The 17320-nt window shown below is 36.3% G+C and carries 17 protein-coding genes; 15 read left to right on the top strand and 2 right to left on the bottom strand.

Going from position 1 to position 17320, the window contains the following annotated elements:
• Nucleotides 1-65 precede the first annotated feature (65 nt).
• The 10 genes from ACZ9HT_RS11375 to ACZ9HT_RS11330 all read left to right on the top strand — a co-directional run bounded on the left by ACZ9HT_RS11375 (nt 66) and on the right by ACZ9HT_RS11330 (nt 8450).
• On the top strand, nt 66-2207 hold the full coding sequence (locus ACZ9HT_RS11375; protein WP_476040611.1) for a M3 family metallopeptidase: 2142 nt from the start codon (nt 66-68) through the stop codon (nt 2205-2207).
• 481 nt (nt 2208-2688) lie between these two features.
• Nucleotides 2689-3894: a pyridoxal phosphate-dependent aminotransferase gene (locus ACZ9HT_RS11370; RefSeq protein ID WP_476040610.1), complete on the top strand. Its 1206-nt coding sequence runs from the start codon at nt 2689-2691 to the stop codon at nt 3892-3894.
• Nucleotides 3895-3907: 13 nt separating this feature from the next.
• Nucleotides 3908-4363, top strand: a complete 456-nt coding sequence (locus ACZ9HT_RS11365; protein ID WP_476040609.1) for a hypothetical protein — start codon at nt 3908-3910, stop codon at nt 4361-4363.
• A complete protein-coding gene (gene murB / locus ACZ9HT_RS11360; RefSeq protein ID WP_476040608.1) occupies nt 4363-5391 on the top strand; it encodes a UDP-N-acetylmuramate dehydrogenase in 1029 nt (342 codons plus the stop codon). The genes ACZ9HT_RS11365 and murB overlap by 1 nt, the downstream gene beginning before the upstream one ends.
• A gap of 110 nt (nt 5392-5501) precedes the next feature.
• Complete coding sequence (gene proC / locus ACZ9HT_RS11355) at nt 5502-6305, top strand: pyrroline-5-carboxylate reductase (RefSeq protein WP_476040607.1); 804 nt, start codon at nt 5502-5504, stop codon at nt 6303-6305.
• Between the two features lie 135 nt (nt 6306-6440).
• Nucleotides 6441-6680, top strand: a complete 240-nt coding sequence (gene rpmB / locus ACZ9HT_RS11350; RefSeq protein WP_476040606.1) for a 50S ribosomal protein L28 — start codon at nt 6441-6443, stop codon at nt 6678-6680.
• Between the two features lie 5 nt (nt 6681-6685).
• A complete protein-coding gene (gene rpmG, locus ACZ9HT_RS11345) occupies nt 6686-6868 on the top strand; it encodes a 50S ribosomal protein L33 (protein WP_015806891.1) in 183 nt (60 codons plus the stop codon).
• Nucleotides 6869-6887: 19 nt separating this feature from the next.
• Nucleotides 6888-7043 (top strand): DUF4295 family protein, encoded by a 156-nt coding sequence (locus ACZ9HT_RS11340; RefSeq protein ID WP_235142855.1) that lies wholly within the window; start codon nt 6888-6890, stop codon nt 7041-7043.
• A 116-nt stretch (nt 7044-7159) separates the two neighbouring features.
• Nucleotides 7160-8116 carry a signal recognition particle-docking protein FtsY gene (ftsY, locus tag ACZ9HT_RS11335; RefSeq protein WP_476040605.1) on the top strand — a complete coding sequence of 319 codons (957 nt, stop codon included), beginning with the start codon at nt 7160-7162 and terminating at the stop codon, nt 8114-8116.
• A 79-nt stretch (nt 8117-8195) separates the two neighbouring features.
• Entirely contained in the window at nt 8196-8450 is a 255-nt protein-coding gene (locus tag ACZ9HT_RS11330) for a GlsB/YeaQ/YmgE family stress response membrane protein (RefSeq protein ID WP_476040604.1), read from the top strand.
• A gap of 55 nt (nt 8451-8505) precedes the next feature.
• Here ACZ9HT_RS11330 and sppA read toward each other — a convergent pair whose 3' ends face one another.
• Nucleotides 8506-10266: a signal peptide peptidase SppA gene (gene sppA / locus ACZ9HT_RS11325; RefSeq protein WP_476040603.1), complete on the bottom strand. Its 1761-nt coding sequence runs from the start codon at nt 10264-10266 to the stop codon at nt 8506-8508.
• Nucleotides 10267-10287: 21 nt separating this feature from the next.
• On the opposite strand from sppA, the gene folK reads away from it, so the two are divergent.
• The 5 genes from folK to fmt all read left to right on the top strand — a co-directional run bounded on the left by folK (nt 10288) and on the right by fmt (nt 16422).
• Nucleotides 10288-10710, top strand: coding sequence for a 2-amino-4-hydroxy-6-hydroxymethyldihydropteridine diphosphokinase (gene folK, locus ACZ9HT_RS11320; protein ID WP_476040602.1), 423 nt, complete (start codon nt 10288-10290; stop codon nt 10708-10710).
• A gap of 10 nt (nt 10711-10720) precedes the next feature.
• The gene (locus tag ACZ9HT_RS11315) at nt 10721-11842 is read left to right on the top strand and encodes an OmpA family protein (RefSeq protein ID WP_476040601.1); all 1122 of its coding nucleotides are present in this window, start codon (nt 10721-10723) and stop codon (nt 11840-11842) included.
• Nucleotides 11843-11980: 138 nt separating this feature from the next.
• Nucleotides 11981-13426, top strand: a complete 1446-nt coding sequence (locus tag ACZ9HT_RS11310) for an OmpA family protein (RefSeq protein WP_476040600.1) — start codon at nt 11981-11983, stop codon at nt 13424-13426.
• Nucleotides 13427-13507: 81 nt separating this feature from the next.
• Nucleotides 13508-15409, top strand: coding sequence for a RecQ family ATP-dependent DNA helicase (locus tag ACZ9HT_RS11305; RefSeq protein ID WP_476040802.1), 1902 nt, complete (start codon nt 13508-13510; stop codon nt 15407-15409).
• A 65-nt stretch (nt 15410-15474) separates the two neighbouring features.
• On the top strand, nt 15475-16422 hold the full coding sequence (fmt, locus tag ACZ9HT_RS11300; RefSeq protein WP_476040599.1) for a methionyl-tRNA formyltransferase: 948 nt from the start codon (nt 15475-15477) through the stop codon (nt 16420-16422).
• 1 nt (nt 16423) lies between these two features.
• Here fmt and ACZ9HT_RS11295 read toward each other — a convergent pair whose 3' ends face one another.
• Nucleotides 16424-17272: a T9SS type B sorting domain-containing protein gene (locus tag ACZ9HT_RS11295; protein WP_476040598.1), complete on the bottom strand. Its 849-nt coding sequence runs from the start codon at nt 17270-17272 to the stop codon at nt 16424-16426.
• Nucleotides 17273-17320: the final 48 nt, after the last annotated feature.

Genomic DNA, 17320 nt, shown 5'->3' with positions numbered 1-17320 from the left:
GAATGTTTATCATGTTAAAGATAAATTTTAAATTAATATCTTTATGCTTTAATAACAATTTACGAATGAAAAATATTACATCTGTTTTTTTAATTTCATCTTTGGTAATGACAACTGCCTGTACTACTATGAAAACTACTGAAAATTCTCCCACAGAAATTCCGGCACCGGATGCCAATATGGCGAACAATCCATTTATGAAAAAAAGTTCCCTGCAATACCAAGCACCGGAATTTGATAAGATCAAAGACGAACATTTTAAACCAGCCTTCGATTACGGGATGAAAGTTCAGTTGGCCGAATTTGAGAATATCGCGAATAATTCTACAGCTCCAACTTTTGAAAATACCATTCTGGCTCTGGAAAATAGTGGTGAAGTTTTAAAAAGAGCACAACTTGTTTTTTATAATCTGACGGGTTCGAATACCAATCCAACTTTACAGAAGTTAGAAGAAGATTATGCACCTATTTTTTCTGCATTGAGCGATAAAATGTATTTGAACGAAAAGTTGTATGCTCGAATTAAAGCCATTAAAACTGAAAATTTAGGTTCGGAAGAGAAGAGAGTTTTAGAATTATACACTACCAATTTCGAAATCGCCGGAGCCAATCTTTCTCCGGAAAATAAAGCGAAGGTTAAAAAAATCAATGAAGAATTAGCAACGCTTTCTACGCAATTTTCAAGTAAACTGCTCGATGCTAGAAAAGATGGGGCGCTTTTGATTACTGATGTTAAAGAATTAGATGGACTTTCTGCGGATGAAATTGAAGCTGCTGCAGCAGATGCAAAAGCTGCCGGAAAAAAAGGATATTTATTGGCGCTGCAAAATACGACGCAGCAGCCGATGCTTCAAAATTTGAAAAACAGAGCAACTCGCGAAAAGCTTTTCAAAGCCTCTTGGTACAGAGCTGAAAAAGGAGACGCCGATGATACGAGAAGTATTTTGGAAAGACTGGCTAAAATCAGAATGGACAAAGGACATTTGATGGGTAAGAAATCTTTTGCAGAGTGGAAACTTCAGGATCAAATGGCAAAAACTCCGGAAAATGCGATGAATCTTTTAGCGCGTTTGGCAACTCCAGCGGTGGAAACGGCAAAAAGAGAAAGCGATGAAATTCAGGCATTGATCGATAAACAAAAAGGTGGATTTACCGTAGAACCCTGGGATTGGAATTTTTATGCAGAGCAAGTTCGAAAAGCAAAATATGATTTAGATGAAAATCAGATCAAACCTTATTTTGAAGTAAGAACAGTTCTCGAAAAAGGAGTTTTCTACGCCGCTGAACAATTTTATGGAATCACTTTCAAAGAAAGAAAGGATATTCCGGTTTACCATCCCGATGTGAAAGCGTACGAAGTTTTTGACAGAGATGGAAAATCTTTAGCCATTTATTATTTAGATTTCTACACCAGAAACAATAAAAATGGTGGAGCGTGGATGAGTAATTTTGTTGAGCAATCTCATTTGTTAGGTCAGAAACCTGTCATCGTAAATGTATTCAATTTTCAGAAACCTGCGGAAGGAAAACCTTCTTTGATATCTTATGATGATGTTACGACCATGTTCCATGAGTTTGGACATACTTTACATGGATTGTTTGCTGACCAGAAATATATTTCGATTTCTGGTACAAATGTGCCGCGTGATTTTGTAGAATTTCCTTCTCAAATTAATGAATTCTTCGCTTTGGAACCATCAGTTTTGAAAAATTACGCTTTGCATTATCAAACGAAACAGCCGATGCCACAAGCTTTGGTTGATAAAATTAAAAAAGCCGGGACTTTCAACCAGGGATATTCAACTACTGAATTAGTTTCTGCGGCAACTTTAGATATGAACTGGCATTCCGTAACGGATGAATCTCAGTTTAAACCAGCGCTGGAATTCGAAAAAGACGTTTTGGCGAAATTTGGTTTTAACTTAAAAGAAGTTCCGCCAAGATATCATACTCCATATTTTGCGCACATTTGGGGCGGTGGATATTCTGCAGGATATTACGCTTATATGTGGAGTGATATGTTGAATGCTGATGCTTGGGACTGGATCACAACGCATGGTGGAATGACCCGTGAAAATGGCGATCGTTTCCGTAAATATATTTTATCTGTCGGAAATTCAGAAGATCTGAACAAAGCAATCAAGGATTTTACAGGAAGAGATCCTGATTTGAAACCATTGTTGAAAAGCAAAGGATTTATTAAATAGAACTTTTTTCAATTTGATCAATATGAACCGCAGATATTTCTGCGGTTTTTTTTATTTCTCTTAAACACAAATGGCGAGAATGATCTCAGAAATTCCACATTTTTAATATATACTTTCTTGAATGTCGGTGATTATAATTGGATTTAAGATGCTTAGAAAATCTCAGCATGACCGTCTTTTTTTATAATTGAATTCTAGTCATTGTCAGGTTGAGCTTATCGAAACCTGCCGTCACAAAGATTTCAAACATCCAATTGTTACAGTAATCGACTAGTATTATTTGTGCGGTAAATTTGTGGGATTTGTGTTTAGAAAAAATTGGAAAACAAACGACTTATACTTCTAGCCCGGATTGCAGTGAAAATCCTTTTTTTTGCCGCTGCAAACAAAAGATTGCAACGGAAAGCCGGAACCTCTTTTTGGCATATATTCATGCTACATTGCTCCGAAAAAATTCTTAATTTTGCAAAAAATAAATAGAATGCCGAAAATTTCTCAGCGCGCGCAAAATATGCCTGCCTCGCCCGTTAGAAAACTAGTTCCTTACGCATTACTTGCTAAACAAAAAGGAATAAAAGTGTATCACCTGAATATTGGTCAACCCGATATCGAAACGCCGCAATCTGCTTTGGATGCAGTGAAAAACAACGATTTAAAGATCTTTGAGTATGCGCTTTCTGAAGGGAATTTAGACTACAGAACGGCTTTGAAGGATTATTATCATACGCTGGGGTTTACGGATTTAACACCCGATAATTTTATTGTAACCAATGGTGGATCGGAAGCATTGAATTTTGCGCTTTCCACTTTGTGCGACGCAGAAGATGAAGTGATTATTCCAGAACCCTATTACGCGAATTATAATGGTTTTGCAAGCACTTTTAATGTAAATGTTGTTGCGGTTTCCTCTACGATCGACAGTGGTTTTGCATTGCCTCCGATCGAAGATTTTGAGAAGAAAATTACACCAAAAACGAGAGCGATCTTAATTTGTAATCCGGGCAACCCAACCGGTTATCTTTACACGCGCGAAGAATTGCAGCAGTTGGCAGACATTGCGGTAAAGCATGATATTGTGATTATTTCTGATGAGGTTTACCGGGAATATGTATATGATGGAAAGCAACAGATCTCGATGTTTGAGTTCCCCGAAATTGCTGATAATTGTATTATTATTGATTCCGAATCAAAGCGATATTCGATGTGTGGCGTAAGAATTGGGTCGTTGATCACCAGATCAAAAAAGATCCACGATGCAGCAATGCTTTTTGCACAGGCAAGGTTAAGCCCTGTTCTATTGGGACAGATCGCAGCGGCCGCAGCTCATCAAAATGATGCCGATTATATACTGAAAGTTCGTGCAGAATATACGCACCGTAGAAATGTTTTGGTCGATCTGCTGAACGGAATTCCGGGCGTGATTTGTCCGAAACCAAAAGGAGCTTTTTATTGCGCGGTAGAATTACCCGTAGATGATACCGATAAATTTGCACAATGGCTTTTAGAGAGTTATTCGAATAATAACGAAACCATTATGGTTGCCCCAATGAGTGGCTTTTACAGCAATCCGGAATTGGGCAGAAAACAAGTGCGGATCGCCTATGTTTTGAAGGAGGAAGATTTACGCAGAAGTGTAGAATTGCTCAGCGATGCACTTCAGAAATATAAAATTGAATTTAATTTGTAATCAAAAAAAATCTATGTTCAAAAAAATAAAAAACTTTGCGATTTTGGGATTACTTGCTTTTGTGGTTAACAGTTGCGCAGGTATTAATCCAAATAATTCATCGAAAAGTAGCGACATCAATTTCGTTTCTTATTCAAAAACTTTGGGAAGAGCCGGTTTTCTGAAAATTGTCGCAACGAAAGATTCTTTGATTTCGACAAAATTCGGAAGTGCTTTTGATGACATTCCAGAGGTTAAAGAGAAAATTAATTCTGCAGACTGGAACAAAATTGTATCTGCTATTAATTTAGAGATGATCAAAAAAACCAAAAGTGAGGAGGCGCGAGGACATTACGACGGTCCAGATGAGATCTTTGAGATCAACACCTCAGAAAAGAATTATACCTTAATGAACGTAGCTGATTCAAAGTCGTATCAACAACTTGAAAATCTGAAAGACCTTCTTAAAAAACTGACTGTAGCGAAATAATGAAGGAAAATATATCCTTAAAACCTTACAATACTTTCGGCGTAGATGTTTCTGCAAAATATTTTGTGGAAGTCACTTCATTGGAGGAATTGCGTGAAGCACTCAACTACTCAAAAACTCAAAACATACAACTCCTCATCCTCGGTGGTGGAAGTAATTTGTTGTTTACGAAGGATTTCGATGGTTTAGTGATTCAATTAGATTTAAAGGGAATTTCTGAAGAAGTCGTTGATGAAAATAAAGTTTTGGTGACCTCGAAAGCCGGTGAAAACTGGCATGAGTTTGTGCAGTATTGTCTGGATCGAAATTACGGAGGTTTAGAGAATTTATCGCTCATTCCGGGGAATGTTGGAACTTCGCCGATGCAGAATATTGGCGCGTACGGAACGGAAATCAAAGACACTTTTGATAGTTGTAAAGTTCTGAATTTAGAGACTCTGGAAGTCGAAATTTTCGATCGTGAAAAATGCAGGTTTGGCTATCGCGAATCGATTTTCAAAATAAAAGAAAAGGGAAAATATATTATTTTAGAAGTTACCTTTAAGCTGACCAGAAAAGATCACTTCATTAAAACCGAATACGGCGCGATTCAATCTGAATTACAAAATTTAGGATTTCAACACTTCGACAAGCTCAGTGTGACCATTCAGGATATTTCAAAAGCCGTGATTAATATTAGAAAAAGTAAGTTGCCTGATCCGAAAGTCATTGGAAATGCGGGAAGTTTCTTTAAAAATCCAACAATTCCTCTATCTCAATTTGAAGATTTGAAAGAGAAATTCTTAACTATTCCCGGTTATCCAAACGGTGATTTCGTAAAAGTTCCTGCAGGTTGGTTGATTGAACAATGTGGCTGGAAGGGTAAACAGATCGGAAACGTCGCTTCGCACAAATTACAGGCTTTGGTCATCGTAAATGCTACTGGAAATGCTTCTGGAAAAGAAATTTATGATTTTTCCACCATGATCATTGAGTCTGTTAAAGAAAAATTCGGAATTGAATTGGAAAGGGAAGTGAATATTATTTGATGTGATAATGCGATGATGTATAAATTTGATCATCGCAAATTTTTTAAATATCGACACAACATAACATTCAATCATCGCCTTGTCACTTCGTCAAATCAACACATGAACTTATGAAAATAGCCGTCCTCGGAGCTGGAAATATGGGTTTGTCCTTTTCAAGATCTTTTTTGAAATACGAACTTATTCTCCCTGAAAATCTTCATTTAATTACCCGTAAAAAAGAAAAGATAAACAAAATATCAAAACTTTTTCCAGGTTCTAAAGTTTCTGCTTTTGAAGAGGTGAAAGAGATTGAGGCCGATTTAATTATTATTGCCGTGAAACCACAAGATTTTCAATATGTCGTGGAGAATATTTCCTTTCAATTGAAGGAAGATCAAATGCTGCTTTCCATCATGGCGGGAATCAAAATTGAAAAAATTCAGCATCTTTTAAATCATAAAAAAGTCGTCCGAGCCATGCCAAATTCGCCCACGCTTTTGGGAATGGGAATTACGGGTTATACTGCGGCAGAAGGAATTTCTTTTCCTGATCTGATGCAAATTGAACGATTTCTAAACTCGACGGGACGATCCGTTTATTTAGAAGATGAAAATCTTTTGGATGGCGTTACAGCACTTTCCGGAAGTGGACCTGCTTATTTTTATTACATCGTTGACGCCATGATCAAAGCTGGAACAGAAATGGGAATCGAGGAAAATCTCTCGAAACTTTTTGTAAAGCAAACCATGTTGGGCGCTTATCATTTGATTAATAATTCTGATAAAAATTTAGAGGAACTCATCAAAGATGTGGCCTCAAAAGGCGGAACAACGGAAGCAGCGTTGAAAGTTTTTGAAGATAATGAACTGAAAGAAACTTTAAGGAAAGGAATTTTAGCTGCGGAAAAGCGATCAAAAGAATTGAGTAACTAAATTGCTTACTGAAGCATTTAGTTACTAAAATAATGTAAAATTCTACAGAATTAATTTCATAAACATTTGTCTATTTGAAATTTTCTTCGTTATTTTGCACTCTCAAATATTCATAAGAAATAAGAACATCCAGATATGTCAAGAATTTGCCAAATAACAGGAAAGCGTGCAATGGTAGGAAACAATGTTTCTCACGCTAATAACAAAACGAAGCGTCGTTTTGAAATTAACTTATTAGAGAAGAAATTTTACCTTCCAGAGCAAGAGAAATCTGTAACTTTAAAAGTTACTGCTCACGGATTGAGAATTATTAATCGAATTGGGATTGAAGAAGCGATCCTGAGAGCAACTAGAAACGGATTTATTAAAAAATAAGAATCATGGCAAAAAAAGGAAATAGAGTACAGGTGATTTTGGAGTGCACAGAGCACAAAGAAACAGGTGTTGCAGGAATGTCAAGATACATCACTACCAAAAATAAAAAGAACACTACTGAGCGATTAGAATTGAAAAAATTTAATCCGGTTCTTAAGAAATACACCCTTCACAAAGAAATTAAGTAATTTTTTAAAAGAATAAAAAATGGCAAAGAAAGTAGTAGCAACGCTTCAGGGTGGTGCAGGTTCTAAAAAAATGACCAAAGTTGTGAAAATGGTAAAATCCGCAAAAAGTGGTGCTTACGTTTTCGAAGAAAGAGTAATGAACGCTGACGAAGTTGAAGGTTTTTTGAAAAAATAATTTCTGCTTAAGCGAGAATATATAAAACTATCCTATTGGGTAGTTTTTTTGTTTTATCTTTGGTTGCAGTCCGCTTAAAGGCTGTAATTTCTAATTTTAAATTTGTATTTCTTATAATGAGCTGGTTTAAAAAAGTATTTAAAAAAGAAGAGAAAGAAACTTTAGATAAAGGTTTGGAAAAATCGAATCAAGGTTTTTTTGAGAAAATTTCGAAAGCAGTTGTCGGAAAAAGTACTGTAGATGCGGAGGTTTTGGATGATCTGGAAGAGGTCCTCATCGCTTCCGATGTTGGCGCTACTACAACAATAAAAATTATCGAAAGAATTGAGCAGCGCGTTGCAAGAGATAAATTTGTCGGAACCGATGAACTCGATCAGATCCTTCGCGAGGAAATCACAGGTTTGCTATTAGAAAATCCACATGCCGGAACCGGCAATATCGACGGGTCCAAAAAGCCTTACGTTATTATGGTTGTTGGGGTGAATGGAGTAGGAAAAACAACGACCATCGGGAAACTGGCACACCAGTTTAAAACGGAAGGCAGAAATGTTGTTTTAGGAGCTGCAGATACTTTTCGTGCAGCAGCAACAGAACAGTTAACGATATGGAGCGAAAGAGTAGGAGTGCCGATCGTGAAACAGAATATGGGATCTGATCCTGCTTCTGTGGCTTTTGATACTGTACAAAGTGCGGTGGCTACTAAAGCAGATGTTGTAATTATTGATACCGCCGGGAGACTTCACAACAAAGTGAATTTAATGAATGAGCTCACCAAGATCAAAAGAGTAATGCAGAAAGTTATTCCAGATGCGCCCCATGAAATCTTATTGGTTCTGGACGGTTCCACAGGGCAAAACGCTTTTGAGCAGGCCAAACAGTTTACCGCTGCGACGGAAGTTAACGCATTGGCGGTGACGAAATTAGATGGTACGGCAAAAGGAGGTGTCGTGATTGGAATATCGGATCAGTTTCAAATTCCTGTAAAATATATTGGCGTTGGGGAGAAAATGACAGACCTGCAATTATTTAATGGAACAGAATTTGTAGATTCTTTTTTCAGAAAACGGAATTAGAAAGATTTTAATTATTCTAATTTTTTTTCTAACTTTAAAAAATCAAATTCTAAATTATTAACATTAAATTTTTAAAACTATGGGAATTTTAACTTGGATCATTTTTGGTCTTATCGCAGGAGCAATCGCTAAATTCATCATGCCTGGAAATCAGAACATGGGTTGGATTTTAACAATTATTTTAGGTATAGTAGGTGCATTCGTAGGTGGATGGATCGGAACAATGCTAGGATGGGGAACGGTAGAAGAGTTCGACATTAAAAGCATGTTGCTTGCAGTAGTTGGAGCTTTAGCAGTCCTCTGGATATATGGAATGGCTACAAAAAGAGCCTAACCAAAAACATTAAAAAAATCCCGGTTTGAATTTCAAACCGGGATTTTTTGTGGCGTTAATCGAATTTTATCTGATAAGCTGTTTCCATCATTACGCTGCTTTTTAATTTTGGATTGGTTACCTGTTCGAAAATCTTGTAATTATCTGCGCCAATTTTATTTTTAATGAGCCGTGCAGAAATTTGATCTTCGCCCATATCTTTAAACAGTTGCTCGAATTTGCTTATTCGTTTTGGATAACTCGCCGTATTGTATTCTTTCAGGTTTGCTTTTTTCGCTGCAAAGTTAATCGCATCATTCAAAGTTCCCAGTTCATCAACCAGACCAATTTGCTTGGCTCTGGTTCCGCTCCAAACTCTGCCGCCTCCAATTTCATCAATTTGCTCGAAAGATTTTTTGCGGTTCACCGTTACAAAATGCACAAATCTTTTATAAGTCTGTTCTACACTTCTCGTCATCATCGAAATGCCGCCCGGCGTTATGCCATTAATTGGAGAGTACATATTGGAATTGGCATTCGTATTTACGGCGTAAGAATTTAAACCGTTCTTGTTGGCGATTTCTTTAAAATAAGGGATCATTCCGAAAACACCTATTGAACCCGTTAACGTATTAGGTTCAGAATAAATTTTATCGGCAGCCATGGCAATATAATATCCGCCGGATGCAGCGTAATCACCAAAAGAAACGACCAGTGGTTTTTTCTTTTTCAGTTGTTGAAGTTCAAAAAGGATCTCGTCGGAAGCATTTGCGCTTCCACCTGGAGAATTGATTCTGAAAACAACGGCTTTCACTTTTTCATTGTCTCTCAGTTTCTGAATCTCCTTTACGAAGTTTTCTGCGTAAACCGCATCGTAACCTTCGCCGTTATAAATTGCTCCAGATGCATAAAGAACTGCAATCTGATTGTCTTTCTTCCCTTTTTCATCCTCTTCAAAACTACTTATATAAGTGTTGAAAGATATTTTACTGAGTTTATCTTTTTCTTTCAGGTTTAATTTTGCTTTAAGAAGCTGGTCATATTCTGTTTTCTGAATAAGCTGATCTGCCAATTTATATTTTAAACTTAAATCTGGAATGATCCCGTAAAGACTGTCGACAATAGTTCTAAACTGAGCAGTATCGATTTTTCGTGAATTTGCAATCTTCGCAGAATTTACAGACCATATATCATTTAGCAAAGTAGAAAGTTGTTCTCTGTTCTCCGGCGACATATCATCTCTTAAAAAAGGTTCCACTGCAGATTTGTATTTTCCGTGGCGAATGACTTCAATCCCGATCCCAAATTTCTCTGCGAAACTCTTCATATATAAAACTTCGGTCGATAAACCTTTCAATTCAATTCCGCCCGCAGGATTAAGATAATATTTGTCGGCTACAGAACCTAAATAATAGGCAGGTTGCGAAACTACATTTCCATAAGCGTAAACGAATTTTCCACTTTTTTTGAAATCTTCTAAAGCGGCCCGAATATCATCAAGTTGTGTCATTCCGGCTTTTATTCCGTCCGTTTCAATGCTGATGCCTTTGATTTTGGAATCTGCTTTGGCATTCTTAATCGCTTCGAGCATATCGAAGATCAAAATATTCTTCTGCTTTTCATTAAAGGAGAAGATTCCCTCATTATCTTCGGAAGGACTATCGATAACATGGGTTTTAAAATCTAAAGTAAGCACCGAATTATCTTTTACGCTCGCTTTTTTATCATTACTGAAAACGCTGGCCATAATCATCATCACTAGAAACAGTAAGAAAATGGCTCCAATGATCATAATTGCTACTATATTTGCTAAGACATTTTTAAAAAAACTTCTCATAATCTAATAATATTTTGCAATATGTCGCACTATGATGTTACTTTGTTACTCGGAAGTAATCTTGGGGATTCCGAGGCAAATATCGAAACTGCTTTAAGTCTTATTCAGCAGGACATTGGGTCAATTATCAAGCAAAGTTCAATGTTGAAGAATGACCCTGTCGAATTTGTTAGTAATAATATTTTTTGTAATATTGCAGTATTAATAAAAACACAATTTTCGCCTGTTAATCTTTTGAATTTGATAAAAAGAATTGAGTTTAATATGGGAAGGATAACAGACTCATCACTTACAAATACCTACTCCGACAGGATTATAGATATTGATATTGTAAGATATGGGAACGTTAAATTTGAATGTGAAATTTTACAAATTCCTCACCACAAGCATTTGTATGAACGCGATTTCTCTCGAAAATTGTTAGTAGATATTGAGAAACATTAAAAACACACATATGAAATTAGGTTTATTTTTAGCATTAACTCTACCTATTGCTTTCTACGCACAAGATAGTTTAGCGGTTTCAGGTAGTAATGATTATCCCAACACTTTCTCCAGCGGTTCTTCAAAGGTTCAAAAATTTGATAACTCTGCCAGAAGGTTTAACGATTGGGCAATTTCTATCGGCGGCGGTTCAGCATTTCTGGCCAAAGGCGATCTAACATCTTTTTATGATAAGAAGATTAACTGGGGCTATAACGCTTACGTAAGTTTAGACAAACAGATCACCCATACTTTTGGGATGAGCTTGCAATACCAATTAGGAAAAACAAACCAACGTGGACAATTACCCGGCGCCGAAGGTGCTGTTGCGGGAGTTGCAGACGCTTGGACCAAATTCCAGCAAATCGCTGTAATAGGAGATGTTAATTTTTCTAATTTATTGAGAAGAGTTGACAATCATTCCCCTTACCGATGGGCGCTGCACGGTTACGCTGGTGTAGGTATTCAGGCTTATGAGACTTTGTTGCTGGACAATGACATTTCTAAATATGCACCAAATACTTTTCCACTTGCTGTAGATCAAAAATTTGGTCTTGCATCTTTTTTTTATCAAACCGGTCTTGGACTTAAATACAAAGCATCAAAACGAGTTGATGTAGAATTAAGAACGATGTACATCGTAAGTGGCGATGACGAATTCGATGGTGGCGGTGACTTAAGAGACACCGGATATCCAAGGATTAATTATAACCTTATCAATGACAGCTATTCTGATGATATGATGACCGTTAATTTAGGTTTAACATTTAAATTAGGAAAGCATGGTTCTCATTTAACATGGCATGATCCTTTGCAGGAAGTATATTACAAAACCAATCTTTTAGAAAATTCATCCCAGGACTTAATTGTTTGCCAAAAAGGTGATAATGATAATGATGGCGTTTGTGATGATTGGGACAGACAACTTGATACTCCTGCAGGCGCAAGAGTTGATGGTGCTGGTGTCGCATTAGATATGGATTTAGATGGAGTGATCGACCTTTACGACAAATGTGTAACTGTTCCAGGTCCTGTAGAAAATAACGGATGTCCGGTAAATTCTACGACAATATCAACTTCTGGAAATAATTAATTATAAAAATCCTTCCTTGGCACGGTGTTTGCTCATAGGCACGGAGATCAGGCTTTTTTTTAACAAAATATTGGCAAATGATCAATTCCCTTGGAAAATATAAAAAATATATCATTTATTAACTTAACAAAAAAAATTATGAAACTAAATTTAGCAATCGTGGCTTTAGCCGTAGCCTTGCCTACTGCTATGTTCGCTCAAGATTCAGTGGCAGTTTCTACTGAAGGTTACCCGAACACTTTCTCCTCAGGTTCTGCAAACGTGTCTCCGTTTACGCAAAACTCTAAGAGATTTAATGATTGGGCAATTTCAGCAGGAGCCGGTGTACCACTTTTACAGTCTGCAGACTTAACATCCATCAAAAATGGTAACGGAAAAAACGTTTTCGGATATTCTGCTTACTTAAGTGTTGACAAAGCAATTACTCATGCTTTTGGTTTAAATCTGCAATATGACAGAGGTGAAACAAGACAGGGGTTTTTCAATACAAAAACTGATAACGCAGCAGGGACTGGTTACCAAGATGTTGGAGCGAGAACACAGTACGATGCGATCTCAATCTTAGGAGATGTCAATTTTTCTAATCTTTTAAGAAGAGTTGATAATAAATCACCTTACAGATGGGCTTTACATGGTTATGCTGGTATCGGAACTTTGGCATATAGATCTTATTTAGAAAATGCAGGCGGTCAAAAATTAATGACGGAGATCAAACCATTTTCTTTCAATTCATTATTTGGTCAGGCAGGAGCTGGATTAAAATATAAAATTAACAGAAGAATTGATCTTGAAGGTAGAGTAATGTATGTCGTTACAACTGATGATCAATTTGATGGTGGTGGTGCACAATACAGCACAATCAACAAAAGAGAAGATCAGGTTTCTGACAATTTCTTAAACGCAACTTTAGGTCTTTCTTTAAAATTAGGAAAACATCAGTCTCACTTAATGTGGCACGATCCTTTGCAGGAAATTTATTACAAATTAGACGTTTTGGCTGATAAAAACCAAGATATCGAAGTATGTAAAAAAGGTGATGCAGATAATGATGGAGTTTGTGACGATTGGGACAGACAACTTGATACTCCTGCAGGTGCAAGAGTTGATGGTGCAGGTGTAGCTTTAGACACAGATTTAGATGGAGTAATTGATCTTTATGACAAATGTGTAACCGTTCCTGGTCCAGTTGAAAATAATGGTTGTCCAACTAATTCTAGTTCTACGATTACAGACAATACAAGAACAATGGAGGGAATCGAATTTGATTTGAATTCAGACAGAATTCTTCCGTCAAATACGCCGATCTTGAACAATGCTGTAAATTATATCAATTCTTCTACAGGCGCTTATAACGTAGTAGGTGGAACGGATACAAGAGCTTCAGATGCTTATAACCAAAAACTTTCTGAAAGAAGAGCAAACACAGTTAAAAGTTATTTAATGCAGAACGGTGTAGAATCTGGAAAATTAAACGCAATCGGTAGAGGTGAAAAAGACCTTAAATACCCAGAGTGTGAACCAGCTACTAAATGTCCGGAATGGAAAAACAGAGCAAACAGAAGAGTTTACTTCGAAACTAAATAAATTTTAATTAATTATAGTTTAAAAGCCACGCATTGCGTGGCTTTTTTTGTTTAATGAATTTTGTTTCAGTATTTTTACTCCATGATTTCGTCGCAGGATTATCAAAAATTAAAATTTCAAACCCTAAAACATTTTTGGGGCTACGATTCTTTTAGAGATTCACAGGAAGAGATCATTAATGCTGTTATCGAAGGAAGTGATACTCTAGCACTTCTACCAACTGGCGGTGGAAAATCTTTATGCTATCAACTTCCTGCTCTGATTTTAGAGGGAACCTGTTTAGTGATTTCTCCGCTTTTAGCCTTGATGAAGGATCAGGTTTACCAACTTAAAAATAACGGTATTGAAGCTGAATATTTATCCTCGGAACTCGATGACTTTGATGCAGAAACTATTTTTAACCGGTGCAAAAATGGCCTAACCAAGTTACTGTATGTTTCGCCTGAACGACTTACGAACCGTGTTTTTTTACAAAATTTAGAAGAAATTCAAATCTCTTTTATAGCGGTTGATGAGGCACACTGTATTTCTGAGTGGGGACAAGACTTTCGGCCGAGCTATCAAAATATTAAACTCTTCCGGGAGAACTTAAAAAAGATTCCGTTGTTAGCCCTTACTGCAACGGCTACTCCAAAAGTTCTGTCAGAGATTCAACTTAAATTAAACCTTAAGAATCCTGTAATTTTTCAGCGAAGTTTCCGAAGAACGAATATCAAAATTATTTCCGATAAAATTTCCGATAAGTATGAAATGGTTCTAAATGTGATGAAAGGCAATAATTCCTCCGGCATTATTTATGTTAGAAGTCGTAAAGAAACCGAAGAACTTACCAAATTTCTCCAGAGAAATCAGATTCAAAATATAGATTTTTTTCACGCAGGATTACCTTTAAGAGAAAAAAATGCAAAACAAAAATTATGGATCCAGAGTAATAATCATGTCCTAATTTCCACAAATGCTTTCGGAATGGGCATCGATAAAGATCAGGTTCGGTTTATTATCCATTTTTCTCCACCTCAATCTCTTGAGAATTATTATCAGGAAATTGGTAGAGCAGGAAGAGACGGTTTAGAATCGTTCGCTTTTCTTTTGTGGAACGAACAGGAGCTGTTAAATTTTGATCAGATCTTAAGAAATCAAATTCCTTCAAAGGCAGAATTTCAGAAAATTATTTCCTATTTGTATTCTACTTTTCAGATTGCAGAAAACGATCTCCCCGAAAATGTTTTTCAGCTTCATATTCAGCGAATCCAGAATTTTACAAAAACTTCTTTGGCTAAAATAAAAAATGTTTTAAATTTTCTGCATAATCAGGAATTCATCTTTTTCAATGCTAATCAGTCTTTATCTTCTTTAGAATTAAAAATTGCTCCAGACGAACTTGATCTGCTGCCTCAAAATGATTCCTATTTTATTGAAATATTATTGCGGAATTTCTCGGGATTAACAACGCACAAAATAATGTTCAGCGAACAAACTTTAAGCAAAAAGATCGATTCTGATGTTCATTTGGTGAAAGAACGTATTAAAGAACTTCAACGGAAAGGTTATGTTGAATATATCGATGGGGCATTATCGAGTATAAAGTTTTTGAAACCGCGTGATGACCGACATTTTAGTGGAAGATACTGGAATGTTTTTGAACATATACAGAAAAATAAGCTTCAAAAATGGGAAGAGATGAAGTTTTTTATTCAAGATTCAGATTTCTGCAAGTTGAAGTTAATTCTGTCTTATTTCGGAGAGAAAAATGTTAAAAATTGCGGCAAATGTTCAGTTTGTGACCAGCAAAAAGAAAATATTTTTGGTCGGAATATTGGATTAGAAATAGTTGAGATTTTGAAACAAAGTCCTTCAAATGTTGAAGAAATCGCCATTAAACTAAAATATTTTGAAAAGGAAAATATTTTAGAAAATCTCATTCATCTTTTAGATTCGGGGCAGGTAAAAATGCTCAACTTCAGAACGTATACGGTGACTTAAATTGGTAAGTTGTGACTTACTTAAAAACCACTTCAAAATTAATTTAATAATCTTTTTTCAAAAAAATGAAAGTATTAAAAGTCCTCTTTTTCGGAACTCCAGAATTTGCAAAAACCTGTTTAGAATCCATTCATCAATCTGCGCATGAAGTTGTAGGCGTGGTGACCGTTGCCGATAAAGCCAGTGGTCGCGGACAAAAAATGAATCAGTCTGCGGTAAAGATCTTTGCTGTAGAAAATGATCTTCCTGTTTTTCAACCGGAGAAATTAAAGAATGCTGAATTTTTAGAAGAGATTGAAAAATTGAATGCCGATGTTTTTGTGGTCGTGGCATTTAGAATGATGCCTAAGATTTTATTCGAAATGCCTGAACTGGGAACGTTTAATCTTCACGCTTCATTGTTGCCTGATTATCGCGGTGCAGCACCGATTAATTATGCGGTGATTAATGGGGAAAAGAAAACAGGTGCAACCACTTTTTTTATTAATGAAAAAATTGATGAGGGAAATATTCTTTTACAGGAGGAACTGGAAATTTCACCAGATGAAAACGCGGGAGCATTGCACGACCGTTTGATGGAGATGGGTGCAAAACTGGTCGTAAAAACGTTAGATGGTTTAGCAGAAAATTCAATTAAGGAAAAACCACAGCCTCAAGTAGAACATCCGAAAAATGCTTTTAAAATTTTTAAAGAAGACACTCGAATCAACTGGGATCAAAATTCAGAAAAAGTTCATAATTTCATTCGCGGAATGTCGCCCTATCCTTGTGCATTTACAGCATTAAAGATAGGTGAAGACGAAAAAACCTTAAAGATTTATCAGGGAAAGTTTGAATTATTGTCTCATGATAAAGCTCCTGGAACTTTAGCAATTGATAAACATCAATTTAAAATTTTTACAAATGATGGTTTTTTTATTCCGGAACAATTACAATTGGAAGGCAAGAAGAGAATGTCTGTAAAAGATTTCCTGAATGGTTTTCAGAATTACGACCATATTTCAATGCCTTAAATTAATTTCTATTTTTCAACAAGATCCAGCCTTTGTAGGAAACGGGTAAGTTGGTATCTGGTTCGGTCCAGTTTAAAATATACCAATAGTTGCCGGTCGGTAAAACTCTTCCGTTCATTTTGCCGTCCCAAATAAATTGCTGGTTTTTAGAAGTAAAGACCGGGATTCCATAACGGTCGTAAATAGAAATACTCACCTCTTTTTTAATCTTCAAATCAGAATAGTCCAGAACATCGTTCTTTCCGTCGTTGTTTGGTGTAATGAAATTGATGAGATTGATCAACAAAAATTCCTTTTTGATGATGTCGCAACTTTGGGCATCTTTTACGGAGATCTTGTGAATTCCGCGTGAAATATTTGTGAAAATATTAGAGGTTTGAAAAGGTTCGTTGTCCAAAGAATATTGATAAGGAGGATTGTTACCCATTACAAAAACGATGGACGTACTTCCAGATACATCAATATTTGTAATTGTTGGAAGTTCTGCGGCAAGAATATTTACTATCTGTTCCAGTTTACAACCGTTTATCGAGGTTAATTCGACAATGTATTTACCGACGGGAACATCGTCTATATAATTGATAGAAGGACCTTCAGCGATGATCTCGCCATTTTCGCTCATCCATTTATAGTTTTGAAAGCCAGTTTCTGCTTCAAGTCTTGTTACCGCATTTGGACAAATTATTTGATCAACAAGAAGGATCGATTTTACAGGCAGGTAAAAATGAACGATCTGATCAACAGGTGTACAATTTCCACTTTTAACTTGTACGTAAATAGTTACATCATGAATATAAGTGAAGATATTTGTTATTGGAATTAAGTGGGTCGCATCCTCAAATTTTCGCAAAATGCTGTTCCCGCAGACAGAAGCCGGACTGATCCCAGATCTTTAGTC

The sequence above is a fragment of the Chryseobacterium sp. UYP7 genome (assembly GCF_056279225.1).
The sequence above is the reverse complement of the archived record's forward strand: the minus strand, read 5'-3'. Positions and strand labels throughout refer to the sequence as shown.

Bases quoted from the DNA above. Each gene is read 5' to 3' on its own strand.
- ACZ9HT_RS11315 (WP_476040601.1), top strand. From the start codon at position 10,721: ATGAAATTAGGTTTATTTTTAGCATTAACTCTACCTATTGCTTTCTAC.
- proC (WP_476040607.1), top strand. From the start codon at position 5,502: ATGAAAATAGCCGTCCTCGGAGCTGGAAATATGGGTTTGTCCTTTTCA.
- fmt (WP_476040599.1), top strand. From the start codon at position 15,475: ATGAAAGTATTAAAAGTCCTCTTTTTCGGAACTCCAGAATTTGCAAAA.
- ACZ9HT_RS11340 (WP_235142855.1), top strand. From the start codon at position 6,888: ATGGCAAAGAAAGTAGTAGCAACGCTTCAGGGTGGTGCAGGTTCTAAA.
- ACZ9HT_RS11310 (WP_476040600.1), top strand. From the start codon at position 11,981: ATGAAACTAAATTTAGCAATCGTGGCTTTAGCCGTAGCCTTGCCTACT.
- folK (WP_476040602.1), top strand. From the start codon at position 10,288: ATGTCGCACTATGATGTTACTTTGTTACTCGGAAGTAATCTTGGGGAT.
- ACZ9HT_RS11375 (WP_476040611.1), top strand. From the start codon at position 66: ATGAAAAATATTACATCTGTTTTTTTAATTTCATCTTTGGTAATGACA.
- sppA (WP_476040603.1), bottom strand. From the start codon at position 10,266: ATGAGAAGTTTTTTTAAAAATGTCTTAGCAAATATAGTAGCAATTATG.
- ACZ9HT_RS11330 (WP_476040604.1), top strand. From the start codon at position 8,196: ATGGGAATTTTAACTTGGATCATTTTTGGTCTTATCGCAGGAGCAATC.
- ftsY (WP_476040605.1), top strand. From the start codon at position 7,160: ATGAGCTGGTTTAAAAAAGTATTTAAAAAAGAAGAGAAAGAAACTTTA.
- ACZ9HT_RS11370 (WP_476040610.1), top strand. From the start codon at position 2,689: ATGCCGAAAATTTCTCAGCGCGCGCAAAATATGCCTGCCTCGCCCGTT.
- ACZ9HT_RS11305 (WP_476040802.1), top strand. From the start codon at position 13,508: ATGATTTCGTCGCAGGATTATCAAAAATTAAAATTTCAAACCCTAAAA.
- rpmG (WP_015806891.1), top strand. From the start codon at position 6,686: ATGGCAAAAAAAGGAAATAGAGTACAGGTGATTTTGGAGTGCACAGAG.
- rpmB (WP_476040606.1), top strand. From the start codon at position 6,441: ATGTCAAGAATTTGCCAAATAACAGGAAAGCGTGCAATGGTAGGAAAC.
- ACZ9HT_RS11365 (WP_476040609.1), top strand. From the start codon at position 3,908: ATGTTCAAAAAAATAAAAAACTTTGCGATTTTGGGATTACTTGCTTTT.
- murB (WP_476040608.1), top strand. From the start codon at position 4,363: ATGAAGGAAAATATATCCTTAAAACCTTACAATACTTTCGGCGTAGAT.